Genomic DNA, 24078 nt, shown 5'->3' on the forward strand with positions numbered 1-24078 from the left:
GCAGTGGAGGAAGCCCGGTGCGACTCCGGCGCGGTCCCGCCACTGTGACCCGGGGCGCCTCGGCCGAGGCGCCCCGGGGAGTCAGGAACTCCCGCCGCCGCCTCCTGCCACCTCCGGGCGTGGACACCCGGGGAGAGGACCCGTGCACCCGCATGACGTATCCCTTCGGCGCCGTCGTCGGCATGGACGACATGCGGCTGGCCCTGCTGCTCAACGCCGTCTCCCCCGCCATCGGCGGCGTGCTGGTGCGCGGGGAGAAGGGGACGGCCAAGTCGACGACGGTGCGCGCGCTGGCCGCCGTCCTCCCGCCGGTCGTCGTCGTGCCCGGCTGCCGCTTCGCCTGCGACCCGGCCGCGCCCGACCCCGCCTGCCCCGACGGGCCCCACGAGCCCGGCGCGCCCGCGCAGACCCGGCCCGCGCGGCTGGTCGAGCTGCCGGTCGGCGCGTCGGAGGACCGCGTGGTCGGCTCGCTGGACCTCGAGCGGGCGCTCACCGAGGGCGTGAAGGCCTTCGAGCCGGGGCTGCTCGCCGCCGCGCACCGCGGCGTCCTCTACGTCGACGAGGTCAACCTGCTGCACGACCACCTCGTCGACCTGCTGCTCGACGCCGCCGCGCTGGGCACCGCCTACGTGGAGCGCGAGGGCGTGTCGGTGCGCCACGCGGCCCGGTTCCTGCTGGTCGGGACGATGAACCCCGAGGAGGGCGAGCTGCGCCCGCAGCTGCTCGACCGGTTCGGCCTGACCGTCGAGGTGGCCGCGCCCCGCGACCCGTCGGTGCGCGCCGAGGTGGTGCGCCGGCGGTTCGCGTACGACGCCGACCCGGCCGGCTTCGCCGCGGCGTGGGCCGGCGAGGAGGCCGACCTGGCCGGGCGGATCGCGGCCGCGCGGGCCCGGCTGCCGCACGTCGTCCTCTCCGACGCCGCGCTGCAGCAGGTCACCGCCGTCTGCGCCGCCTTCGACGTCGACGGGCTGCGCGCGGACCTCGTCACCGCCCGCACCGCCGTCGCGCACGCCGCCTGGGCCGGCCGCGACGAGGTCACCGAGGACGACGTCCGGGTGGCCGCCCGCCTGGCCCTGCCCCACCGCCGGCGGCGCAACCCCTTCGACGCGCCCGGCCTCGACGACGACACCCTCGAGCAGGCGCTCGAGGACTCCCGCCCCGACGACGACCCGCCGCCGCAGGGCCCGGACGACGGCGGCGGCGCTCCCCCGCCTCCCCCGGGCGACGGCCCCGACGGCCCCGACGGCCCCGACGACCCTCCGCGCGCGGAAGGCGGGTCCGCTCCGCCGGAGGAGGGCCACTTGCACGACAACGGCCCCTCCGGCGAGGGGGCGGGACCGGCGCCGGCGTCCGAGCGGGCCGCGGTCGCGCCGTCGGACCCGTTCCGCGCGCGCCGGCTCGAGGTGCCCGGCGTGGGCGCCGGCGCGGCCGGGCGGCGGTCGAAGGCGCGCGCCGAGCGCGGCCGCGTCGTGGGCTCCGTGCGCCCGAGCGGCCCGGTGACCCGGCTGCACCTGGTCGACACCGTGCTCGCCGCCGCGCCGCACCAGACCGCCCGCGGCCGCACCGGCCCCGGCCTGCGCGTCGCCCGCGAGGACCTGCGCCAGGCCACGCTCGAGGGCCGCGAGGGCAACCTCGTGCTGTTCGTCGTCGACGCCAGTGGCTCCATGGGATCGCGGGCGCGGATGGGCGCGGTCAAGGGCGCGGTGCTCTCGCTGCTGCTCGACGCCTACCAGCGCCGCGACAAGGTCGGCCTGGTCACCTTCCGCGGCGCCGACGCCGGCCTCGCGCTGCCGCCCACCTGGTCGGTCGAGGCCGCCGCGGCCCGGCTGCGCGAGCTGCCCACCGGCGGGCGCACCCCGCTGGCCGCGGGCCTGCTGCGCGCCGCGGAGACGCTGCGGGTGGAGCGGGTGCGCGACCCGCAGCGCCGGCCGCTGCTCGTCGTCGTCACCGACGGCCGGGCCACCGGCCCGCGCGGCACCGACGCGCTGGGCGCCGCGCACGCCGCAGCGCAGCGGCTGGCCGCCGACGGCACCGCCGCGGTGGTCGTCGACTGCGAGTCCGGGCCGGTCCGCCTGGGCCTCGCCGGCGTCCTCGGCGCGCACCTGGGCGCGCGGACGCTCCGGCTGGAGGAGCTGGCCGCCGAGTCGCTCGCGGCCACCGTCCGCTCGGCGCGGGAGGCGGCCTGATGCCGCAGGGACAGGTCGCCGTCGTCCCGCAGGACGGGCTGACGACGCGGCAGCGCCGGAACCGGCCGCTGCTCGCCGTGCACACCGGCGAGATGAAGGGCAAGTCCACCGCCGCGTTCGGCATGGCCATGCGCGCCTGGAACCAGGGCTGGTCGATCGCGGTCTACCAGTTCGTCAAGAGCGCCAAGTGGAAGGTGGGCGAGGAGAACGCGCTCACCGCGCTCGGCCGCCTGCATGAGCAGACCGGCGAGGGCGGCCCGGTGGTCTGGCACAAGATGGGCTCGGGCTGGAGCTGGTCGCGCCGGCAGGGCACCGAGGTCGACCACGCCGCCGACGCCGCCGAGGGCTGGGCCCAGATCAAGCGCGACCTGGCCGCCGAGGCGCACCGCTTCTACGTGCTCGACGAGTTCACCTACCCGCTGAAGTGGGGCTGGGTGGACGTCGACGACGTCGTGGCGACGCTGACGGGCCGGCCGGGCACCCAGCACGTCGTCGTGACCGGGCGGGACGCGCCACCCGCGCTGGTGGCGGCGGCCGACCTCGTCGTGGAGATGACGAAGGTCAAGCACCCGATGGACGCCGGCCAGAAGGGCCAGCGGGGGATCGAGTGGTGACCGGGGCGGGCCGGGTGCCGAGGGTCGTGGTCGCCGCTCCGTCGAGCAACGCGGGCAAGACGTCGGTCACCACGGGCCTGGTCGCGGCGCTCACCGCGCGCGGGCTCGCGGTCTCCCCGCACAAGGTCGGCCCCGACTACATCGACCCCGGCTACGCGGGCCTGGCCGCCGGGCGCCCGGGCCGCAACCTCGACCCGTGGCTGGTCGGCGAGGAGCGGATCGCGCCGCTGTTCCTGCACGGCGCCCGCGGGGCCGACGTCGCCGTCGTCGAGGGGGTCATGGGCCTGTTCGACGGCGCCACGCACCCGCAGGTGGAGCCGGGCTTCGCCTCGACGGCGCACGTCGCGGGCCTGCTGCGCGCGCCGGTCGTGCTCGTCGTGGACGCCTCCTCGCAGGCGCGCAGCGTCGCCGCGCTGGTGCACGGGTTCGCCACCTTCGACCCGTCGGTGCGCATCGGCGGCGTGGTGCTCAACCGGGTCGGCAGCGACCGGCACGAGGCCATCCTGCGCGAGGCGCTCGGGGCCGCGGGCGTGCCGGTGCTCGGCGCGCTGCGGCGCATGGAGGCGCTGGCCACGCCGTCGCGGCACCTGGGCCTGGTGCCGGCGGCCGAGCGCTCGGCCGAGGCGCTGGCCACCGTGCGGCGGCTCGGCGAGGTGGTGGCCGACGGCGTCGACCTCGAGGCCGTGCTGCGGCTGGCCCGCACCGCGCCCCCGCTGGCCGCGACGCCGTGGGACCCCGCCGCCGAGGTCACGCCGGTGGCCGGGCGGCCGCGGATCGCCGTCGCCGGCGGGCCGGCGTTCACCTTCGGCTACGCCGAGGACACCGAGCTGCTCACCGCGGCCGGCGCCGAGGTGGTGACGGTCGACCCGCTGCGCGACGAGGCGCTGCCCGAGCGCACCGCCGGGCTGGTCGTCGGCGGCGGGTTCCCCGAGGTGTACGCCGACGCGCTGTCGGCCAACGAGACGCTGCGCGCCGACGTCGCCGCGCTCGCCGCCCGCGGCGGCCCGATCGCCGCCGAGTGCGCCGGGCTGCTCTACCTGTCCCGCGAGCTCGACGGCGCGCCGATGTGCGGCGTCCTCGACGTCGCCACGTCCATGACGCCGCGGCTGACGCTGGGCTACCGGGCCGCCGTCGCGGTGACCGACAGCGTGCTGGCCCCGGCCGGCACCCGGGTGCGCGGCCACGAGTTCCACCGCACCGCGGCCACCCCGCCCGCCGGCGCGACGCCGGCCTGGCAGTGGTCGGCGGCCGGTCCCGAGGGGTTCGTCGCGGGCTCGGTGCACGCCTCCTACCTGCACCTCAACCGCGCCGGCAGCCCGCAGCTGGCCGAGCGCCTCGTCACCGCCTGCGCGGCCGCCGCCCGCACCGACCGATCGGAGTCGCATGCACATCGCTGAGGGGTTCCTGCCGGCTCCGCACGCGATCGGCTGGACGGTCGCGGCCGCCCCGTTCGTCGTGCACGGCGCCCGCGCGGTCGTCAAGGAGGTGCGCGAGCACCCCGAGTCCACCCTGCTGCTCGGCGCGGCCGGCGCGTTCACCTTCGTGCTGAGCGCGATCAAGCTGCCGTCGGTCACCGGCAGCTCCAGCCACCCGACCGGCACCGGGGCGGGCGCGGTGCTGTTCCGGCCGCCGGTGATGGCGCTGCTCGGCACGGTGGTGCTGCTGTTCCAGGCGCTGCTGCTGGCGCACGGCGGGCTGACGACGCTGGGCGCGAACGCGTTCGCCTTCGCCGTCGTCGGGCCGTGGGCCGGGTACGGCGCCTACCGGCTGGCCCGGGCGCTGGGCGCGGGCCTCCTGCCCGGCGTCTTCGTCGCCCTGGCGCTCGCGGACCTCGCCACCTACGTCACGACGTCGCTGCAGCTGGCGCTGGCCTTCCCCGACGCCGCCAGCGGCTTCGCCGGCGCGGCGGTGAAGTTCCTCGGGGTCTTCGCCGTCACCCAGGTGCCGCTGGCGGTCGCCGAGGGCCTGCTCGGCGTGCTGCTCTTCCGGGTGCTCACGGTCAACGCCCGCCCCGAGCTCGAGCGGCTCGGCCTGCTCCGCCCCGCTCCCCTCGCCACGGAGGAGGTCCGATGACCCGCCGCCACCTGGTCACCGCGCTGCTCGTGCTCGCGGTGGTGGCGCTGGTCGCGCTGCCGCTGGTGCTCGACGGCGGCGCCTCCGAGTACGCCGGCACCGACAGCCTGGCCACCGAGACGATCGAGGAGTCCGGCTACACGCCGTGGTTCGAGTCGGTGTTCAGCCCGTCGTCGGGCGAGGTCGAGTCGGGCCTGTTCGCGCTGCAGGCCGCGCTCGGCGGCGGCGTGCTCGGCTACGTGCTGGGCCGGCTGCGCGGCCGCCGGCAGGTGCGCGAGGCTCCCGCGCCGCCGTCCGGGACGCCGTGACGGGGCTGGCGGTCGACGACGCCGCCTGGGCCAGCGCCTGGCGCACCCGCTCCCCGCTGGACAAGCTCGCCCTGTCCGCCGGCCTCGTCGTCTGCGCGCTGGTGCTGCCGGTCTGGCCCGGCGGCGTGCTGGTGGCGCTGGCCGCCGTCGTGCTGGCCCTGGGCCCCGCGCGGGTGCCGGCCCGCACGTTCGGCCGGGCCGTGCGCTGGCCGCTGGCGTTCGTCGCCGTCGGCGCGGTCACCACCGTCGTGGCCGTCGACGGCGGCGGCCTGCGGTGGGCGCCCGACGCCGCCGCCCGCGCGGCCGACCTGGTCGGGCACTCGGTCGCCGGCGGCGCCGCGGTGCTGCTGCTGGCCACCACCACGCCGATGAGCGATCTGCTGCCGGCGCTGCGGCGACTGCGGGTGCCCGCGGCCGTCGTGGAGGTCGCGTCGGTGACCTACCGGCTGCTGTTCGTGCTGCTGGAGAGCCTGCGCACCATCCGCGAGGCGCAGACCGCGCGGATGGGGCACGCCACCTGGCGGCGCTCGCTGCGCTCGTCGGGGGCGCTGGCCGCCGCGGTGCTCACCCGCTCCTGGGACCGCGCCCGCCGGCTGCAGGACGGCCTGGCCGGCCGCGGCATGGAGACCGGGCTGCGGGTGCTGCCCGAGGCGCGCCCGTCCTCGCCGGCCTTCCTCGCCGCGACCGGCGCCGGTCTCGCGATCCTCGTCGCCGCCGGGGTGCTCGGCGCATGAGCCACCGGACCCTGACCGCCGACGGGCTCGTCGTCGGCTACGAGCGCGGCCGGCGGGTGCTCGACGGCGCCTCCGTGACGATCCCCGCCGGGCGGCGGCTGGCGGTGCTCGGCGCGAACGGCTCGGGCAAGACGACGCTGCTGCGCTGCCTGTCCGGCGCGCTGCGCCCCGACGCGGGCGCCGTGGCGGTCGACGGGCAGCTGCTGCGGCACACCCGTGGCGGGCTGCGCGCCCACCGGCAGGAGGTGCAGCTGGTCCTGCAGGACCCCGACGACCAGCTGTTCAGCGCCTCGGTCGCCCAGGACGTGTCCTTCGGCCCGCTCAACCTCGGCCTGACCGACGACGAGGTGCGCACCCGGGTGGCCGAGGCGCTGGCGCTGCTCGCCGTCGACGGGCTCGCCGCCCGGCCCACGCACCAGCTGTCCTACGGCGAGCGCAAGCGGGTGGCCATCGCCGGCGCGGTCGCCATGCGCCCGTGCGTGCTGCTGCTCGACGAGCCCACCGCCGGCCTCGACCCCTCCGCCGTCGCCGAGGCGCTGGCCGCGCTGACCCGGCTGCAGGCGTCGGGGTCGACGGTCGTCATGAGCACCCACGACGTCGACCTGGCGCTCGCCTGGGCCGACGAGGTCGCCGTCGTCGTCGACCGGAGGGTGGTGCAGGGCGACCCCGCCGCCCTCCTCGCCGACGTCGACCTGCTCGCCCGCGCGCGGCTGGGCCGGCCGTGGGCGCTGACCGTCGGGACCCGGCTGCGCGCCCTCGGGCTGCTCCCCGACGACGCCCCGCTCCCCCGCGACGCCGCCGCGCTGCTCGCCGCCCTCCCCGACCGCCCGGGCGTCGCCCCGTGGACGTGACCGTCGGCGTCGGCGCGGTCGCGGGGGTCACGGCCGCCGAGGTGCTGGCCGCCGTCGACGCGGCGCTGCCGCCCGGCGCCCGGGTGGCCGGGCTGGCCACCCTCGACACCCGCGCCGCCGAGCCGGGCCTGGCCGCCGCCGCAGCCGCCCGCGGCTGGCCGCTGACCGGGCACCCGGCCGCGCGGCTCGCCGCCGTGCCCGTGCCGACGCCGTCGTCGCGGGTGGCCGCCGCGGTCGGGACGCCGTCGGTGGCCGAGGCCGCGGCGCTGCTCGGCGGCGACCGGCTGCTGGTGCCCAAGACCGCGCACGGGCGGGTCACCGTGGCCGTGTCGGCCTCCCCCGACCTCGACCACCACGGCGACCTCGACCACCACGGCGACCTCGACCTCGCGCCCGGCCTCACCGACCTCGCCGTCAACGTGCGCGCCGGCACCCCGCCGCCGTGGCTGCGGGAGGTGCTGCACGCGGCGGTCAACGACGTCGCCGCCTACCCCGACCTGCGCCCCGCCCGCGCCGCGGTGGCCGCCGCGCACGGCCGCGACCCCGCCGGCGTGCTGCCCACCGCCGGCGCCGCCGAGGCGTTCGTGCTGCTCGCGCGGGCGTTGCGGCCCCGCCGCGCGGTCGTGGTGCACCCGTCGTTCACCGAACCCGAGGCGGCGCTGCGCGCGGCCGGGCACCCCGTCGAGCGGCTGCTGCTCGAGCCGCCGGCCTACCGCCTCGACCCGGCGGCGGTCCCCCCCGACGCCGACCTCGTCGTCCTCGGCAACCCGACCAACCCCACGTCGGTGCTGCACCCGGGCGACGACGTCGCCGCGCTGGCCCGCCCCGGCCGCGTCCTGCTGGTCGACGAGGCGTTCGCCGACACCGTGCCCGGCGAGCCGGAGTCGCTCGCGGCCCGCACCGACCTGCCCGGGCTGGTCGTCGTCCGCAGCCTGACCAAGACGTGGGGCCTCGCCGGGCTGCGCGTGGGCTACGCCCTCGGCCCGCCCGGCCTGGTCGCCGCCATGGCCGCGGTGCAGCCGCACTGGCCGCTGTCGACGCCGGCGATCGCCGCGCTGGCCGCCTGCACCACCCCGGCCGCGCGGGCCGAGGCCGACGGCGCCGCCCGCGAGCTCGCCGGGCACCGCGCCGCGCTGCTGGCCGCCCTCCCGCCCGGGCTGGCGGTCGCCGAGCCGCGCTCGTCGTTCGTGCTGCTGCGCGTGCCCGGCGGCGAGCGGGTGCGCGCGGCGCTGCGCGACCGCGGCTGGGCGGTGCGCCGCGGCGACACCTTCCCCGGCCTGTCCCCCGACCACCTGCGGGTGGCCGTGCGCGACCCCGCGACCTCGCGTGCGTTCGCCGCGGACCTCGCTGCGATCCTTGAGGCCGAGCAGTCCCTGGTCCCGATGCCGACGACGACGTCGCAGCAGGCCGCCGTCCCGGAGGAGCACCGCTGAGCGCCACGCCCGTCGACCCCGCGAGCGGCGTCGTCTACCCCGTCGGCCTGCGCCTGCTCGACCGCCGCGTCGTCGTGGTCGGCGGCGGCTCGGTCGCCCACCGCCGGGTGGCCGGGCTGCTGGAGGCCCGCGCCCGGGTCACCGTGGTCAGCCCCGAGGTCACCCCGGCGCTGGAGGCGCTGGTGGAGCCGGGCTCGCTGACCTGGGTGCGCCGCCGCTACGAGCCCGGCGACCTCGACGGCGCCTGGTACGCGGTGGCCGCCACCGACGACCCCGCCGTCAACGCCGCGGTGGCCGAGGAGGCCGAGCGGCTGCGGGTGTTCTGCGCCCGCGCCGACGACCGGTCCGCCTCCAGCGTGTGGACCCCCGCCGTCGGCCGGCAGGGCGACCTCGTCGTCGGCGTGCACGGCGGCGGCGACCCGCAGCGCGCGGTCGGCGTGCGCGACGCCGTCGTCGCCGGGCTCACCGACGGCAGCATCCGCGACCGCGCCGCCCGCGAGCCCGAGGGCGGGCGCACCGGCAGCGTCGTCCTCGTCGGCGGTGGGCCCGGCGACCCCGGACTGGTCACCGTGCGCGGCCAGCAGGCCGTCGCCCAGGCCGACGTCGTCCTCGCCGACCACCTCGCGCCGCAAGGGCTGCTGGCCTCCCTCCCGCCCGAGGTCGAGGTCATCGACGCCTCGAAGCTGCCCCGCGGCCGGTCCATGGCGCAGGAGCAGATCAACGCGCTGCTGGTCGAGCACGCGCTGGCCGGGAAGCGGGTGGTGCGGCTCAAGGGCGGCGACCCGTTCGTCTTCGGCCGCGGCATGGAGGAGCTCGAGGCGTGCGTGGCCGCGGGCGTGCCGGTGGAGGTCGTGCCCGGCGTGACCAGCGCGATCGGCGTCCCGGGCCTCGCCGGCATCCCCGTCACCCACCGGGGGCTGACCCACGAGTTCGTCGTCGTCTCCGGGCACGTGCCGCCGGGGCACCCGCAGTCGCTGGTCGACTGGCCCGCCCTCGGCCGGCTGCGCGGCACGGTCGTGGTGCTCATGGGCGTCGACACCGCGCCGGCGATCGCCGCGGCCCTGGTCGAGCACGGCCGCGCGCCGGGCACGCCCGTCGCCGTCGTCGCCGACGGCTCCACCCCCACCCAGCGCGTCGTGCGCACCACGCTCGCCGGCCTCGCGCGGACCCTCGCCGACGAGGGCATCCGCCCGCCGGCGGTGTGGGTGGTCGGCGACGTGGTCGGCCTCGCGCCCCGGCTCGAGCCGCCTCCGGCGTGAGGGGCACGGCGCTCGCGCTCGCCCCGCTCCTGCTCGCGCAGGGCGCCGGGGTGCGGCGGCGGACGCCGGTGCTGCCCGAGGCGGCGGGCCCCCGCGCCGGCAGCGTGCCGGGGGACGGGCCGCCGCTCACCGCGGCCGTGCTCGGCGAGTCCACCGCGGCGGGCGTCGGGGTGGCCCGGCAGGAGGACGCGCTGGCCGGCCGGTTCGCCGCGGCGCTGGCCGCCGCCAGCGGGCGGGGGGTGCGCTGGCGGCTGTCGGCCCGCACCGGCACGACGGCCGCGCAGGCGACGCCGCGCCTGGTCCCCGGGCTGGCCGGGCCGCCCGCCGATGTCGTCCTGGTGGCCCTCGGCGTCAACGACACGCTGCGGATGCGCTCCCCCGCCGCCTGGCTGCGCGACGTCACCGCGCTGCTCGACGCGCTCGCCCCGCTCACCGCGCCCGGCGGGGTCACGGTGCTCGCCGGGCTACCCGACCTCGGCCGCTTCCCCACCCTGCCCCGGCCCCTGCGCGGCGTCCTCGCCCGCCAGGCCAGCGACCTCGACGCCGCGCTGGCCGGGCTGTCGCGGCCGGGGGTGCGGCACGCGCCGGCGCCGCCGCTGGACGGTCCGGGGCTGTTCGCCGACGACGGCTTCCACCCGGGAGCGGCCGCCTGCCGGCTGTGGGCCGACGCGCTCGCCCGGGTCGCGGTCGCCACGCCGACGTAGTGTTGCCACTGCGGATGTAGCAGTCCTACTATCTCGCCACCGACGCACCCGGAGGCGACGATGCCCCGTCCCGACAGTCCCGACGACCCCGTGGTCGACGTCCGCGGCCTGCGGATGGCCTACGGCACCAACGAGGTGCTGACCGGCGTCGACCTCACCGTGTCCGCCGGCGAGGTGGTGTGCCTCCTCGGCCCCAACGGCGCGGGCAAGACCACGACCATCGAGATCCTGGAGGGCTTCCGCGCCCCCTCGGCCGGCGCCGTCCGCGTGCTCGGCGAGGACCCGATCCGGGCCGGCGACGCCTGGCGGGCCCGGGTGGGGGTGGTCCTGCAGTCCTGGCGCGACCACGCCCGCTGGACGCCGCGCCGCCTGCTCACCCAGCTCGGCGCCTACTACACGCCCTACTCCACGCCCGAGCGCCCGCGCCCCTACGAGGTCGGCTGGCTGCTGGACACCGTCGGGCTCACCGAACACGCCGACCGCAAGATCGTCGGCCTCTCCGGCGGCCAGCGGCGGCGGCTCGACGTCGCGGTGGGCATCATCGGCCGCCCCGAGCTGCTGTTCCTCGACGAGCCGACGGCGGGCTTCGACCCGCAGGCCCGCCGCGACTTCCACGACCTGGTGCACCGGCTGTCCGACCTCGAGGGCACCACCATCCTGCTGACCACGCACGACCTCGCCGAGGCGGAGAAGCTGGCCGACCGCATCCTCATCCTGGCCGGCGGCCGGATCGTCGCCGACGGCAGCGCCGACGAGCTGGGCCGCCAGGTCGCCGGCAGGTCCGAGGTGCGCTGGGCCTGCGGGCCCGAGCGCTTCGTGCACCCGACCGACGACGTCGTCGCCTTCGTCCGGCGCCTGGTCGAGCAGCACGGCGACGAGCTCACCGACCTCGAGGTGCGGCGGGCGAGCCTCGAGGACACCTACCTGGCCATGGTGCAGCGGTTCGAGTCCGGCGCCCGGACCCAGCCGGTGCTCGAGGAGGTCGTGCGATGAACCCGACCCGGCACGCGATCGGCCTCGGCCTGCGCCGCGGCTGGACGGAGTTCCTGCAGAGCGTGCGCAGCCCGCAGGACCAGGGCTTCTACCTGTTCACGGCGGTGGGCACCCTGCTGCTGCTGTGGTTCAACCGGGACAACGAGATCGGCGACTCCGGTCTCTTCTACCCGACCTACGCGCTGCCGAGCATCCTCGGCGCCCTGCTGGCCTTCGGCGTGGTGATCGGCCCGGCGTTCGCGCTGGCCATGGAGCGCGAGGACGGCACGCTGCTGCGGCACAAGGCGCTGCCGCACGGCATGCAGGGCTACGTGACCGGGCAGCTCACCTACCACTCGCTGAGCCTGCTGCCCTCACTGCTGACCATCCTCGTGCCGAGCCTGCTGCTGTTCGACGGGCTCATGTCCGGCGGGGCGGCCGGCTGGCTGACCGTGGCGTGGGTCGTCGTCCTCGGCCTGCTCGCCACCCTCCCGCTCGGGATGGTGCTCGGCTCGGTGGTGCCCGGGACGCAGAAGGTGGGCACCTGGGGGATGCTGCCCGTCCTCACGCTGACCGCGATCTCGGGGATCTTCTTCCCGCTGCAGGCGCTGTGGGGCTGGGTGCAGGGCCTCGCCCAGGTCTTCCCCGTCTACTGGATCGGGCTGGGCCTGCGGTCGGCCTTCCTCCCCGACGAGGCGGTCACCCTCGAGGTGGGCGACTCCTGGCGCACCGGGCTGACCGTGCTGGTGCTCGCGGCCTGGGCCGTGGCCGGCGCGCTGGTCACCCCGCGGGTGCTGCGCCGGATGGCCCGCCGGCAGTCCGGCTCCACGGTCGAGGCGGCCCGCGAGGCCTCCCTGCAGTGGGTGCGGTGAGCGGCGACCGCGACGCGGTCTTCAACCGGATCGCCCTGCTGCGCGCCGAGCAGGGGGTGACCCGCCGCGACCTGGCCGACGCGCTCGGCGTGCACTACCAGACGATCGGCTACCTGGAGCGCGGCGAGTACAACCCGAGCCTGCACCTGGCGCTGCGCATCGCCGAGTTCTTCGGGCTGCCGGTGGAGGTCGTGTTCTCCACCCGGCCGTTCCCGCGGATCAGCGACGCCGCCCGCCCGGCCGACGGCGGACCGGGCGGGCGGGCGGGCGGCCTCGCGGCCGGCTGAGGCTCAGACGACGCCGGCGAAGACGACGGTGTTGTCCTCGCTCGCGCCGGCCTCCTCGTCGTACTCGCCGCCGCAGGTGACCAGCGCGAGGTCGGCGCCCTCCGGGTGGCCGTTCAGCGCCTCGGCCAGCGCCGGCGTGGCCTTGTCCAGGCCGGTCACCGGCTCGCCGAGCACCCGCAGCCACAGCACCGCGCCGCCGGCGTCGACGAGCACCACCTCGTCGCCGGCGGTGAGCTCCGGCAGCGGGTCGAACACGGCGCCGCCGTCCGCGCCGGCGTGGCCGAGCAGCACGGCCATCCGCCCGGAGCCGGGCGCGGGCCCGTCGGACCACCACGACGTCGTCCGCATCGACGCCGGCACCCCGTAGCCGTCGACCGCCTCGCCGGTGAAGGGGTTCTCGTACCGCACGGTGCCCCGGCTCTCGACGGCGGTGTCGACGCCGATCGCGGGGATGGCGATGCGCGCCGGGACGACCGGCCCGTCGGCCGGCGCCCCGGCGGCGGGGAGGGCCGGCACCTCGCCGGTCGCCGGGACGGCCGCGAGCGACGTCCCCGGGGGCGCCGCGGCGTCGGCCGCCGGGCGGCCCGTCCACACGAACACCCCGGCCCCGGCGAGCAGGAGGACGAGGAAGGCCAGCAGCGGCAGCCGCTGACCGGAGAGCTCACCGGCGACGGACCGCACGGGACCGCGCCCGGGAGACGGCGGCACCGGTGGCGCCGGCGACCAGCACGCCGCCGCCGAGCAGTGCGAGCGGCACGCCGCCGGCGTCGTCGGTGCCGGCCGCCTCGACGGTGCCGGCCGCCTCGACGGTGCCGGCGTCCTCGCCGCCGCCGGTCGGCGCGTAGCCGAGGTACTGCACGGGGTGCCCGGCTCCGGGCGCCGCGGCGGGCGCGGCCGGCGGCGGGGCCCCGTGCGGAGGCTCCGGCGCCGGTGCGGGCGCCCCGTGGCCGGCCGGCAGGCAGGCCTGGAACGCGGCGAGCAGCTCCTCGACGTCCCCGGCCACCTGCTCGGCGGCGGGGCCGAGGGCCGCCGGGTCGAGCGCCGGCGGCTGCCCGGACGCGAGCCCGGTCAGCGCGCCCTGCAGCCCGCCGACCAGGTCCTGCACCGCGGCGGCGGGGTCCTGCGACAGCACCCCGTCGAGCAGGCCCCGCACGCCGTCGGCCACGCCCTGGACGCAGTGCTCCGGCACGCCGAGCGGGGCGAGGGCGGACTGCAGGACGGCGACCAGCTCCTGCGGCACCGGCGGGACCGGCCCCTCCTCCGCGGGGGCCGGGTCGGCGGGCGGCTGCGCCCCGGAGCCGGCACCGCCACCGGGCAGGGGCAGCGGCAGCGCGTCGGCGCCGGGCGCCGGCGGCGGCGCGGCGGCGCCCCCGGCCTGCCCGTCCCCGCCCTGCCCGTCCCCGCCCTGCCCGCCCCCGCCCTGGCCGGTCCCCGCCTGCTCGAGGGTGGTGACGACCTCCTCGAGCGGGTTCGCCGGCGCGTCGCCCGGCGCGGCCGCGGCCACCCCGGGCAGCGCGACCGCGGCGGCTGCCAGACCGGTGACGAGGCCAATGACCAGCAGGGCCCGGCGGCCGCACGGTCCGCGGGTCGGGGAGCGGTGCGAGGACGGCGACAACGGGACCCCCAGGGGACGTCAGGACAGGAGCGGCGTTCCTGTCCCGGCCCAACGACCGTGACATCGATCGGTGACGGACGCCTCCGTCCCGCCGGCTCGCCGTCACGTTCCGGAGCGAACCGATGACCGTTCTCAGATGTTGGCGCCGTCCGGCGGCGGTCCGTCCGGCAGCGGCGCGGCGAAGCCGTTGCCCTGGGCGGGGGGCGCGGGCATCCCGACCGTGTAGGAGGTCATCGACAGCGAGCCGTACGCGTAGCCGTCGACGAGGACGTCCGCCGTCGTGCCCGTGGCCGCGGCGATGCCGGCCAGGTACAGCAGCGGCAGGAAGTGGTCAGGCGTGGGGACGGCGAGGTCGAAGTCGCGGTGCCCGTCGAGCCGGGTCACCGACGCGGGGTCGGTGAGCAGGCACTCGCGGGCGGCCTCGTCGAAGCGCCGGGCCCAGTCGAAGCCCGCGTCGGGCATGGCCCGGCTGACCCCGCCGAGGTTGTGCACCACGTTGCCGCTGCCGACGACCAGGACGCCGTCCTCGCGCAGCGGCGCCAGCGCGGCCCCCATCTGGAGGTGGTAGTCGGCGCCCTTGAGCGCGTTGATCGACAGCTGCGCGACCGGGACGTCGGCGTCGGGGAAGACGTGCCGCAGGACCGACCACGCGCCGTGGTCGATGCCCCAGCTGTCCACGTCGGCGCCCACCCAGGTGGGGGCGACGACGTCGGCTACCTGCTCCTGCAGCTCGGGCAGGCCGGGCGCCGGGTACTCGACGTCGAAGAGCTCCGGCGGGAAGCCGAAGAAGTCGTGGATGGTGCGCGGCCGCGGCATCGCGGTCACCGCCGTGGCGTGCACGTACCAGTGCGCCGACACGACCAGGACCGCCCGCGGGCGCGGGACGGTGCGCCCGAGCGCCGCCCACGCCTCGGTGTAGCGGTTCCGCTCGAGCGCGTTCATGGGGTTGCCGTGGCCGATAAAGGCAGCGGGCATGACGGTCACTCGGCTCTCCCCCTCCGTCGTCGGCACGCTCCCGTCCGGATCATCGCGCCCCGGGCCCGGGAGCGCGAGGCGCCGCCGGCACGGCGGCCCGCCCGGCCGGGGGCAGCCGGCGCAGCAGCGGGGACAGCCGGCGGGCACCCGGGCCCTCGCGGCCGGCGGCGTCGCCGGGGTTGGACAGCGCGCAGGAGGCCAGCGACAGGCAGCCGCAGCCGATGCAGGACGTCAGCCCGTCGCGCAGCTGCTCCAGGGCGGCGATCTGCGCGTCGAGCCGGTCGCGCCAGTCGCGCGAGAGCCGCTCCCAGTCGCGGGCCGACGGCGTGCGCCCGTCGGGCAGCGAGGCCAGCGCCGCGCGGATTTCCGGCAGCGACAGCCCGACGTTCTGGGCCGCGCGGACGAACGCCAGCCGGCGGAGCACCGAGCGCGGGTACCGGCGCGCCCCGCCCGGCGCCCGCTCGGCGCTGATCAGCCCCTCGGCCTCGTAGTGGCGCAGGGCCGAGTGGGCCAGGCCCGAGCGGGCGGCCACCTCCCCGATCGCGAGCAGCTCCACGGCGCCCCCTTGACCTGAAGTCGACTTCAGGTCCGAGCGTAGCCCCATGTCGAACACCGCCCTGGTCACCGGCGCCTCCCGCGGCCTCGGTCTGGCCCTCACCGCCGCCCTGACCCGCCGCGGCACGCGGGTCGTCGTCGACGCCCGTGCCGCCGCCCGGCTCGCCGCCGCCGTCCGCGCCCTCCCCCGTCCCGAGCTGGTGACCGCACTGCCCGGCGACGTCACCGACCCCGCCCACCGCGCCGCCCTCGCCCGCGCCGCCGGCGACCGGCTCGACCTGCTGGTGCTCAACGCCTCCGTCCTCGGCCCGGTGCCGCTGCCGCGCCTGGCCGGCCTCCCGCCCGCCGCCCTCGAAGAGGTGCTGCGGGTGAACACCGTCGCCCCGCTGGCGCTGGTGCAGGCCGCGCTGCCGGCCCTCGAGCGCGCCGGCGGCACCGTCGTGTCGGTGAGCAGCGACGCCGCCGTCGAGGCCTACGAGGGCTGGGGCGGCTACGGCGCGAGCAAGGCCGCGCTGGACCTGCTCACCGCCGTCCTCGCCGTCGAGCACCCCGGCCTGCGGGTGCTCGCCGTCGACCCCGGTGACATGGCCACCGACATGCACACCGCGGCCGACCCCGGCGCCGACCCCGCCGGCCTCGCCGACCCGGCCGACGTCGCCGCCGCGCTGCTGGACCTGCTCCACGGCGACGTCCCCGGCCCGCGGGTGCGGCTCGCCGGCCTGGCGCCGGCGGTCCGGTCGTGACCGCCGCGCCCGCGGCGGCGCCCATGGGCGCGGTCCCCAGGGGCGCGGTCCCCAGGGGCACGGTCCCCATGGGCACGGTGGCCACCGAGCCGCCGGAGCACCGGGGCCTGGCCCGCGACGGTGTCCGGCTCCTGGCCGTGCGCCCGGGCAGCCTCACCTCCGCCCGCTTCCGCGACCTGCCCGACCTGCTCGAGCCCGGCGACCTGCTGGTCGTGAACACCTCCGCGACGCTGCCCGCCCGGCTGACCGCCCGCCGCGCCGACGGCTCGCCGACGCCCCTGCACGTGTCCACGACGCTCGACGACGGCTCGTGGGTGGTCGAGGTGCGCCGCCCCACCGACGACGGCCCCGAGACGCGGCTGGACCCCGGCACCGCGCTCGGCCTCCCCGGCGGCGTGCGCCTGGTGCTGCGCGCGGGCTTCCCCGACCCGGCGGCGCCCGGGCGGCTGTGGCGCGCGCACGCGACGCCCGCGGTGGCGGTGCCCGCCTACCTGGCACGGCACGGCGAGCCGGTGCGCTACGGGTACCTGACGGCGCCGGTGGCCCTCGCCGACGTCCGGAACGTCTACGCCACCGAGCCCGGCAGCGCGGAGAACGCCAGCGCCGGGCGCCCCTTCACCGACCGGCTGCTGGTCCGGCTGATGGCCCGGGGCGTCCCGGTGGTGCCGCTGGTGCTGCACGCCGGCGTCTCCAGCCCCGAGGTGCACGAGCCGCCGGCGCCCGAGCGGTACCGCGTCCCGGAGGTCACCGCCCGGCTGGTGACGGCGACGCGGGCGGCCGGGCGGCGGGTGGTCGCCGTCGGCACCACGGTCACCCGCGCGCTGGAGACCGTCACCGGCGGGGACGGCGTCACGCGCCCGGGCGAGGGCTGGACCGACCTGGTCCTCGGACCGGAGCGGCCGGCGCGCGCGGTGAGCGGCCTGCTCACCGGGCTGCACGCGCCGGAGGCGAGCCACCTGCGGCTGCTGCGGTCGGTGGCCGGCGGGGACCTGGTGGCCCGCGCCTACCGCGCCGCGGCCGACGGCGGGTACCTGTGGCACGAGTTCGGCGACTCGATGCTGTTCCTGCCCTGAGCGGTGGCGCCCGGCAGCCGGGGAGGCGAGGCTGGGGACGCCGGGGCACCGGGCCAGGACGGCCCTCCTCCCCGGCCTGACGGCCGGGGGCCGACATGGCGGGGACGTGGCTGCTCGGGGCGCCGCAGGACGGGCGGGCGGCGGAGGACGACGGCGGCCCGCCGCGGGCCGTGCTGCTGGGGCTGCGACCCGAGGACGCCGACCCGGGCAGCGGGGACGTCGACCCGCTCGACGAGCTCGAGCGGCTCGCCGACACCGACGGCGTGGCCGTGGTGGGCCGGATGGTGCAGGCGCGCCGGCACCCCGACCCGGCCACCTACCTCGGTTCGGGCAAGGTCGCCGAGCTCGCCGGCCTCGTCGAGCGGGAGGGCGCCCGGCTCGTCATCGCCGACGGCGACCTCTCCCCGGCGCAGGCGCGCAACCTCGGGGACCGCGTGGGCGCCCGGGTGGTCGACCGCACCGCGCTGATCCTCGACGTCTTCGCCCAGCACGCCCGCAGCAGCGAGGGCCGCGCCCAGGTCGAGCTGGCACAGCTGGCCTACCAGCTGCCGCGGCTGCGCGGGCAGGGCACGGAGCTGTCGCGCATCGGCGGCGGTCGCACGGCCGGCGGTGCGGGCACCGGCGTCCGCGGACCCGGTGAGCAGCGGCTGGAGACCGAGCGCCGGCACCTGCGCCGCCGGATGTCCGCCCTGCGGGCGCAGGTGCGCGAGACCGCCGCCCGCCGGCAGCGCACCCGCAGCCGGCGCCGGGGCAACCGGGTCCCCTCCGTCGCGCTCACCGGGTACACCAACGCCGGCAAGTCGGCGCTGCTCAACCGGCTCACCGGCGCCGACGTGCTCGTCCAGGACGCGCTGTTCGCCACCCTCGACCCGACCGTGCGCCGGGCCCGCACCCCCGACGGCCGCGAGTACACGCTCACCGACACCGTCGGCTTCGTCCGCCACCTCCCGCACCAGCTGGTCGACGCCTTCCGGGCCACGCTGGAGGAGGTCGCCGAGGCCGACCTGGTGCTGCACGTCGTGGACGCCTCCGCCCCCGACGCCCTGGGCCAGGTGACGGCGGTGCGCGGCGTCCTCTACGAGATCGGCGCGCGCGACCACCCCGAGCTGCTGGCGCTCAACAAGTCCGACGTCGCCCCGCCCGGGTGGATGGCCGCCCTGCGCACCGCCCACCCCGGCGCCGTCCCGGTGTCGGCGGTGACCGGGGAGGGCGTCGAGGACCTGCGCGCCGCGATCGCCCACGCGCTGGCCCGCTGACTCACCAGAGCCCGGCGGCGTCCTCCAGGAGCAGCCGGCGGTGCCCGGGGGCGCGGGCCGGGCAGGCGGTGCACATCGGCTGCCCGGGCAGCCGGACCAGCAGGCAGCAGGAGGCGCGCCGCACGAACCGGGTGCCGCCGACGTCGGTGTAGCGCGGGGCGGGCATCGGGTGCCCGACCGCCGCGGCGACGGGGGCGGCCAGCGCGGTCACGGCCTCCACCGCGCCCAGGGCCCGGCCGACGGCGAGCAGCCGGCCGGCCAGCGAGTCGGTCGCCACCGCCCACAGCGGCCGCGGCCGCATCCCGCCGGCCTCGGCCACCGCCGCGACCGCCGACCCGAGCGCGGCGCGCAGCTCCCCGGCGGGGTCGTCCCCGGCCGGCGCGGAGGACACCCCGGCCAGCAGCACGCCGCCGACCTCGTAGAGCGCCGTGTCGGCCAGCCGCGCCGACAGCGGGCGCCCGGTGGCCAGGCCCGCGGCCACCGGCGTCAGCAGCACCGCCGACGCCGAGTACCACCACACGGTGGCCAGGGCCCGCCGGTCGGCGCTGCGGTGCCGGGCGCCCAGCGCGGCCACCCGCTCCGCCGTCCACCCGGGGTCGGCGAGCAGGGCCGCCGGGAGGCGCCGCGCCGAGGGCGGCGCGAGCAGGCCGAGGCCGGCGGCCCCGGGCACCCGGGCCGCCACCGCCGCCTGCGGTCCGCCGTCCACCGGGCCAGTCTCCGCGAGACCGCTGCAGTCCGGTTGCAGAGGGCCGCGCCGCGCGGTCCCGGGGGCCCTACGGTGTGTGCTGGCACACGCCGCCGGACCGGCGGTGGACCTGACCGAGACGGAGGGAGCCCCACGTGAGCGAGTCGACCGGGCCGGAGGGCCGCCGCTTCCCGGCGCCGCAGCAGCTGGCCGCCGCCGCGAACGTCGGCCCGGACGTGTACGCCGAGGCCGACCGCGACCGCCTGGCCTTCTGGGAGGCCCAGGCGCGCCGGCTGAGCTGGGCGCAGGAGTGGGACGAGGTGCTCGACTGGAGCAACCCGCCGTTCGCGAAGTGGTTCGTCGGCGGGAAGCTCAACGTCGCCTACAATTGCCTCGACCGGCACGTGGAGGCCGGGCACGGCGACCAGGTCGCCTACCACTGGGAGGGCGAGCCCGGCGACACCCGGACGATCACCTACGCCCAGCTGACCGAGGACGTCTGCCGGGCGGCGAACGCGCTGGTCGAGCTGGGCGTGCAGGCCGGCGACCGGGTCGCCATCTACATGCCGATGATCCCCGAGACGGTCGTCGCGATGCTGGCCTGCGCCCGCATCGGCGCCGTCCACATGGTCGTGTTCGGCGGGTTCTCCGCCGACGCGCTGGCCAGCCGGCTCGACGACGCCGGCGCCGTCCTGGTGATCACCGCCGACGGCGGCTACCGCCGCGGGGCACCGAGCGCGCTCAAGCCCGCCGTCGACGACGCCGTCGGCCGCAGCCCCGGCGTCCGCAACGTGCTGGTGGTGCGGCGGACCGAGCAGGACGTCGAGTGGACCGAGGGCCGCGACCTGTGGTGGCACGACGTCGTCGACCGGCAGTCGCCGCAGCACACGCCCGAGGCGTTCGACGCCGAGCACCCGCTGTACATCATGTACACGTCGGGCACGACGGCGAAGCCGAAGGGCATCCTGCACACCTCCGGCGGCTACCTCACCCAGGTCGCGTTCACCCACTGGGCGACCTTCGACCTCAAGCCCGACACCGACGTCTACTGGACCGCCGCCGACGTCGGCTGGGTCACCGGCCACAGCTACATCGTCTACGGGCCGCTGGCCAACCGGGCGACGTCGGTGATGTACGAGGGGACGCCGGAGACACCGCACCGCGGCCGCTGGTTCGAGCTGATCGAGAAGTACCGCGTCTCGATCCTCTACACCGCCCCCACGGTGATCCGGACGTTCATGAAGTGGGGCGAGGACATCCCCGCCGGCTTCGACCTGACCTCGCTGCGCCTGCTCGGCTCGGTGGGCGAGCCGATCAACCCCGAGGCGTGGCTCTGGTACCACGAGCACATCGGCGGCGGCCGCTGCCCGATCATGGACACCTGGTGGCAGACCGAGACCGGCGCGCACATGATCACCCCGCTGCCCGGCGTCACCGACCTCGTCCCGGGCTCGGCGCAGCACCCGTTCCCCGGCATCTCGGCCAAGGTCGTCGACGACGAGGGCAACGAGCTCGGCGACGACTCCACCGGCCTGCTGGTGCTCACCGAGCCGTGGCCGTCGATGCTGCGCACCATCTGGGGCGACGACGACCGCTACGTCGACACCTACTGGTCCCGGTTCGGGAAGAACGTCTACTTCGCCGGCGACGGCGCCAAGAAGGACGCCGACGGCAACATCTGGCTGCTGGGCCGGGTCGACGACGTCATGAACGTGTCCGGGCACCGCATCTCGACCACCGAGGTCGAGTCGTCGCTGGTGGGCCACCCGACCGTCGCCGAGGCCGCCGTCGTGGGGGCGTCGGACCCGACCACCGGCCAGGGCATCGTCGCGTTCGTCATCCTGCGCGGCAGCGCGCAGGACTCCGGCGAGGACCTGGTGCAGACGCTGCGCGACCACGTCGCCCGCGACATCGGGCCGATCGCCAAGCCGCGGCAGATCATGGTCGTGCAGGAGCTGCCCAAGACCCGCTCCGGCAAGATCATGCGGCGGCTGCTGCGCGACGTCGCGGAGAACCGCGAGCTCGGTGACGTCACCACGCTCACCGACTCCTCGGTCATGAACCTGATCAAGGAGAAGCTCCCCGCGAGCAGCGGCTCCGACGACTGACGGAGGACCTCGCCGCCCCGGTCTCCCCGCACGATCAGGGGAGGCCGGGGCGCGCGTGCGGCGATCATGGGGGACGATCACCGGCAGGCCGCCGCGTGCGGCCGCCCGCCAGCCCCACCAGGGAGGAGCCCCCGTGGCCCACAGCGCGTCGTCCACCCAGCCCGCCGGGCGGCATGCCGGCTCCGCCGCCGACGACCCCTCGGTGGGCGCGCTCGTGCAGAGCGCCATGGCCGACGTCTCCACGTTGATCCGCGCGGAGATCGAGCTGGCGAAGGCCGAGATCGGCCGCTCGGCCAAGAAGGCCGGCGTCAGCGTGGGGCTGTTCGCCGTCGCCGGCGTGCTCGTCGCCTTCGCCGGCATCTACCTGTTCGTCACGCTCGCCGAGCTGTTCACCTGGCTGGGTCTGCCGCGCTGGGTGTCCTACCTGATCGTCACCGTCGGGTTGCTGCTGATCGCCGGGGTGGCCGCGCTGATCGGGCTGCGGATGCTCAAGAAGATCGACAAGCCCGAGCGGACGATGGAGTCGCTGCGCGAGCTGCCCGACGTCATGCACCGCGAGGCCCCCGGCGCCCGCCGCCGCGCGCTGCCGACGGTCAGCAACGGGCGCGTCGAGCGGCGCTCCCCCGACAGCTACCTGGTCTGAGCGCGGCCGGCGGGCGGCCCGGCGGCGTCCCGGCCGACGAGCGGCCCGACGCCACCAGCGTCCTGCTGCCCGGCCCCTGGCTGCACCGCGACGCCTCGGCCAACGGCGTCCGGCTGCACCTCGCCGAGGCGGGGTCCGGACCGCTGGTCCTGCTGCTGCACGGTTTCCCGCAGTTCTGGTGGACCTGGCGGGCGCAGCTGCCCGCCCTCGCCGACGCCGGCTTCCGCGCCGTGGCACCCGACCTGCGCGGCTACGGCGCCAGCGACAAGCCGCCGCGCGGCTACGACCTGCCCACCGCGGCCGGCGACGTCGCCGCGCTGGTGCGGGCGCTCGGCGAGAAGGACGCCGTCGTCGTCGGGCACGACTGGGGCGGGCTGGTGGCCTGGACGATGGCCGCGCTGCACCCGCGGGTGGTCCGGCGGCTCGTCGTCGTCTCGATGGCCCACCCGCGGCTGCTGCGGGCGGGCCTGCGCGACCGCGCCCAGCGGCGGGCGCTGCGGCACGTGCTCGGCTTCCAGCTGCCGCGGCTGCCCGAGCGGCGGCTCACCCGCGCCGACGACGACCCGGTGGCGGAGTTCCTGCGCCGCTGGGCCGGGCCGGAGTGGACGCACACCGCCGACTTCGCCGAGGCCGTCGAGCGCTACCGCTCCGCGGCGCGCATCCCGCAGGCCGCCTACGGGTCGATGGAGTACTTCCGCTGGGCCGGCCGCTCCCAGGTGCGCCCCGACGGGTTGCGCTACGCCCGCCGGATGGCCGCCCCGGTGACCGCGCCGACGCTGCAGCTGCACGGCTCGGCCGACCCGCTGGTGCTGCCGCGCACCGCACACGGCTCGGGGCGCTACGTCGCCGGCGCCTACGAGTGGCGCGAGCTCCCGGGGATCGGCCACTTCCCGCCCGAGGAGGCGGCGGCCGAGGTCACCCGCGCCGTCCGCGACTGGGCGCGCTAGTCACTCGCAGGGGCCGGTGTCGGCGGCCGCGGTGGCCGCCGCGCCCGCCGTCGCGGCCGGGGCGACCTGCTGGGCGGTGAGCGCGTAGCCGGTGGACGGGTCGTCGATCGCCGAGGCGAACACGACGCCGATCACCTGGCCGGCCGGGTCGAACAGCGGGCCCCCGGAGTTGCCCGAGCGCACCTCGCCGAAGAGCGCGTAGACGTCGCGCTGCACGGTCCGGGTGTTGCGGAAGTCGGGGCCGCTGATCGGGCCCTGGTCGCGCACCCGCGCGGCGCCCACGAACAGCGGCCCGCCGCCGGGGTAACCCATGATGATCGCGTCGTCGCCGGTGTCGGAGACGCCCGCGGCGAAGGCCAGCGGCACCTGCGGCAGGTCGGGGACGGCGAGCACGGCGATGTCGACCTCCTCGTCGACGTACACCGGCGTCGCCTCGTACTCCTCGCCCTCCGCCTCGACCACCGGGTCGCTCACGCCGGCGAGCACGTGCGCGTTGGTCATCACCCGCCCCGGCGCGTAGACGAAGCCGGACCCGTCGATCTGCCGCGAGCACGACGGCGCGATGCCGCTGATCTTGACCACCGAGCCGCTCACCTGCGCGACCACCGGGCTGCCGGCGAGCGCCGGGTCGGGGGCCTCGACCTCGCGGGCCTGCGTCGGGGTGAGCGGATCGAGCACGTCGGGCAGCCCGCGCCGGTCGATGGCCTCGCGCAGCGAGTCGTAGACCGACCGCACGCTGTCGGGCACCGCGCGGTCCACGGCCTGCACCAGCGCCGACTGGCGCACCTGCCCGGCCACCTCGGGGAACGGCGCGGTGGCCAGCGGACTGGCCACCATCCACGCGACCAGGAGCACCGCCACCGCGGAGACGACCGCGCCGGCCACCGAGTCGAGCACCTCGGCCGGCTCCCAGGTGACCCGCCGGCGCACCGCCCGGCCGACCGCCCCGGCGAGCACCTGCCCGAGCAGCGCCCCGGCCAGCACCACGACCAGCGCGGCGAACACCCGGGTCACCGGCGTGCTGTCGAGCCGGTCGGCCACCGGGCCGGAGAGCTGGGCGCCGAGCACCGCCCCGCCGAGGAACCCGAGGAACGACGTCGCCGAGACCACGAGCCCCTGGCGGAAGCCGGAGAAGGCGAAGACCAGGGCGAGGGCGATGAGGAGCAGGTCGACCAGCGACATGGC

Annotated in this window: 25 protein-coding genes; 19 read left to right on the top strand and 6 right to left on the bottom strand. The window is 77.8% G+C overall.

From position 1 onward, the window contains the following. Positions 1-152 precede the first annotated feature (152 nt). The 13 genes from ACI79X_RS09955 to ACI79X_RS10015 are packed head-to-tail and all read left to right on the top strand — an operon-like array spanning position 153 to position 12293. Positions 153-2186, top strand: a complete 2034-nt coding sequence (locus ACI79X_RS09955) for a putative cobaltochelatase (protein ID WP_457025241.1) — start codon at positions 153-155, stop codon at positions 2184-2186. Further along, positions 2186-2800: a cob(I)yrinic acid a,c-diamide adenosyltransferase gene (gene cobO / locus ACI79X_RS09960; RefSeq protein WP_457025242.1), complete on the top strand. Its 615-nt coding sequence runs from the start codon at positions 2186-2188 to the stop codon at positions 2798-2800. Before ACI79X_RS09955 ends, cobO begins: the two co-directional genes overlap by 1 nt. Then, positions 2797-4197 carry a cobyrinate a,c-diamide synthase gene (locus tag ACI79X_RS09965; protein WP_457025243.1) on the top strand — a complete coding sequence of 467 codons (1401 nt, stop codon included), beginning with the start codon at positions 2797-2799 and terminating at the stop codon, positions 4195-4197. The genes cobO and ACI79X_RS09965 overlap by 4 nt, the downstream gene beginning before the upstream one ends. Further along, positions 4184-4873 carry an energy-coupling factor ABC transporter permease gene (locus ACI79X_RS09970; RefSeq protein WP_457025244.1) on the top strand — a complete coding sequence of 230 codons (690 nt, stop codon included), beginning with the start codon at positions 4184-4186 and terminating at the stop codon, positions 4871-4873. Before ACI79X_RS09965 ends, ACI79X_RS09970 begins: the two co-directional genes overlap by 14 nt. Next, positions 4870-5181, top strand: coding sequence for an energy-coupling factor ABC transporter substrate-binding protein (locus ACI79X_RS09975; protein WP_457025245.1), 312 nt, complete (start codon positions 4870-4872; stop codon positions 5179-5181). The genes ACI79X_RS09970 and ACI79X_RS09975 overlap by 4 nt, the downstream gene beginning before the upstream one ends. Next, on the top strand, positions 5178-5915 hold the full coding sequence (gene cbiQ, locus ACI79X_RS09980) for a cobalt ECF transporter T component CbiQ (RefSeq protein ID WP_457025246.1): 738 nt from the start codon (positions 5178-5180) through the stop codon (positions 5913-5915). Before ACI79X_RS09975 ends, cbiQ begins: the two co-directional genes overlap by 4 nt. Next, a complete protein-coding gene (locus ACI79X_RS09985; RefSeq protein ID WP_457025247.1) occupies positions 5912-6766 on the top strand; it encodes an energy-coupling factor ABC transporter ATP-binding protein in 855 nt (284 codons plus the stop codon). The genes cbiQ and ACI79X_RS09985 overlap by 4 nt, the downstream gene beginning before the upstream one ends. Beyond that, a complete protein-coding gene (gene cobC, locus ACI79X_RS09990) occupies positions 6757-8199 on the top strand; it encodes an Rv2231c family pyridoxal phosphate-dependent protein CobC (RefSeq protein WP_457025248.1) in 1443 nt (480 codons plus the stop codon). Before ACI79X_RS09985 ends, cobC begins: the two co-directional genes overlap by 10 nt. Before the next feature lie 47 nt (positions 8200-8246). Then, on the top strand, positions 8247-9458 hold the full coding sequence (cobA, locus tag ACI79X_RS09995) for a uroporphyrinogen-III C-methyltransferase (protein ID WP_457025350.1): 1212 nt from the start codon (positions 8247-8249) through the stop codon (positions 9456-9458). Then, positions 9455-10162, top strand: a complete 708-nt coding sequence (locus ACI79X_RS10000) for an SGNH/GDSL hydrolase family protein (protein WP_457025249.1) — start codon at positions 9455-9457, stop codon at positions 10160-10162. Before cobA ends, ACI79X_RS10000 begins: the two co-directional genes overlap by 4 nt. A gap of 60 nt (positions 10163-10222) precedes the next feature. Then, positions 10223-11155 carry an ABC transporter ATP-binding protein gene (locus ACI79X_RS10005; protein ID WP_457025250.1) on the top strand — a complete coding sequence of 311 codons (933 nt, stop codon included), beginning with the start codon at positions 10223-10225 and terminating at the stop codon, positions 11153-11155. Beyond that, complete coding sequence (locus tag ACI79X_RS10010) at positions 11152-12006, top strand: ABC transporter permease (protein ID WP_457025251.1); 855 nt, start codon at positions 11152-11154, stop codon at positions 12004-12006. The genes ACI79X_RS10005 and ACI79X_RS10010 overlap by 4 nt, the downstream gene beginning before the upstream one ends. Beyond that, positions 12003-12293: a helix-turn-helix transcriptional regulator gene (locus ACI79X_RS10015; RefSeq protein ID WP_457025252.1), complete on the top strand. Its 291-nt coding sequence runs from the start codon at positions 12003-12005 to the stop codon at positions 12291-12293. The genes ACI79X_RS10010 and ACI79X_RS10015 overlap by 4 nt, the downstream gene beginning before the upstream one ends. Positions 12294-12296: 3 nt before the next feature. On the opposite strand, the gene ACI79X_RS10020 is transcribed toward ACI79X_RS10015, so the two are convergent. From ACI79X_RS10020 to soxR, 4 genes are all read right to left on the bottom strand, one after another. After that, positions 12297-12974: a class F sortase gene (locus ACI79X_RS10020; RefSeq protein ID WP_457025253.1), complete on the bottom strand. Its 678-nt coding sequence runs from the start codon at positions 12972-12974 to the stop codon at positions 12297-12299. After that, positions 12955-13908 carry a hypothetical protein gene (locus ACI79X_RS10025; RefSeq protein ID WP_457025254.1) on the bottom strand — a complete coding sequence of 318 codons (954 nt, stop codon included), beginning with the start codon at positions 13906-13908 and terminating at the stop codon, positions 12955-12957. Before ACI79X_RS10025 ends, ACI79X_RS10020 begins: the two co-directional genes overlap by 20 nt. Positions 13909-14040: 132 nt before the next feature. Further along, complete coding sequence (ygiD, locus tag ACI79X_RS10030) at positions 14041-14883, bottom strand: 4,5-DOPA-extradiol-dioxygenase (RefSeq protein ID WP_457025255.1); 843 nt, start codon at positions 14881-14883, stop codon at positions 14041-14043. Between the two features lie 49 nt (positions 14884-14932). Next, positions 14933-15439 carry a redox-sensitive transcriptional activator SoxR gene (gene soxR, locus ACI79X_RS10035; protein ID WP_457025256.1) on the bottom strand — a complete coding sequence of 169 codons (507 nt, stop codon included), beginning with the start codon at positions 15437-15439 and terminating at the stop codon, positions 14933-14935. Positions 15440-15485: 46 nt separating this feature from the next. On the opposite strand from soxR, the gene ACI79X_RS10040 reads away from it, so the two are divergent. From ACI79X_RS10040 to hflX, 3 genes are all read left to right on the top strand, one after another. Further along, positions 15486-16181 (top strand): SDR family NAD(P)-dependent oxidoreductase, encoded by a 696-nt coding sequence (locus ACI79X_RS10040; RefSeq protein WP_457025257.1) that lies wholly within the window; start codon positions 15486-15488, stop codon positions 16179-16181. A 68-nt stretch (positions 16182-16249) separates the two neighbouring features. Then, positions 16250-17254, top strand: coding sequence for an S-adenosylmethionine:tRNA ribosyltransferase-isomerase (locus ACI79X_RS10045; protein WP_457025258.1), 1005 nt, complete (start codon positions 16250-16252; stop codon positions 17252-17254). A 95-nt stretch (positions 17255-17349) separates the two neighbouring features. Further along, entirely contained in the window at positions 17350-18510 is a 1161-nt protein-coding gene (hflX, locus tag ACI79X_RS10050; protein ID WP_457025259.1) for a GTPase HflX, read from the top strand. Position 18511: 1 nt separating this feature from the next. On the opposite strand, the gene ACI79X_RS10055 is transcribed toward hflX, so the two are convergent. Further along, positions 18512-19216: a (2Fe-2S)-binding protein gene (locus tag ACI79X_RS10055; RefSeq protein WP_457025260.1), complete on the bottom strand. Its 705-nt coding sequence runs from the start codon at positions 19214-19216 to the stop codon at positions 18512-18514. A gap of 134 nt (positions 19217-19350) precedes the next feature. Here ACI79X_RS10055 and acs point away from each other — a divergent pair, with 134 nt between their 5' ends. From acs to ACI79X_RS10070, 3 genes are all read left to right on the top strand, one after another. Continuing rightward, positions 19351-21303 carry an acetate--CoA ligase gene (gene acs, locus ACI79X_RS10060; RefSeq protein ID WP_457025261.1) on the top strand — a complete coding sequence of 651 codons (1953 nt, stop codon included), beginning with the start codon at positions 19351-19353 and terminating at the stop codon, positions 21301-21303. Between the two features lie 133 nt (positions 21304-21436). After that, positions 21437-21946 carry a phage holin family protein gene (locus ACI79X_RS10065; protein ID WP_457025262.1) on the top strand — a complete coding sequence of 170 codons (510 nt, stop codon included), beginning with the start codon at positions 21437-21439 and terminating at the stop codon, positions 21944-21946. 152 nt (positions 21947-22098) lie between these two features. Continuing rightward, positions 22099-22893 (top strand): alpha/beta fold hydrolase, encoded by a 795-nt coding sequence (locus tag ACI79X_RS10070; RefSeq protein ID WP_457025351.1) that lies wholly within the window; start codon positions 22099-22101, stop codon positions 22891-22893. Here the strand turns inward: ACI79X_RS10070 and ACI79X_RS10075 are convergent, their stop codons facing one another. Beyond that, complete coding sequence (locus tag ACI79X_RS10075) at positions 22894-24075, bottom strand: MarP family serine protease (RefSeq protein ID WP_457025263.1); 1182 nt, start codon at positions 24073-24075, stop codon at positions 22894-22896. Between the last annotated feature and the right edge of the window lie 3 nt (positions 24076-24078).

The organism is Geodermatophilus sp. SYSU D01119 (assembly GCF_054049975.1).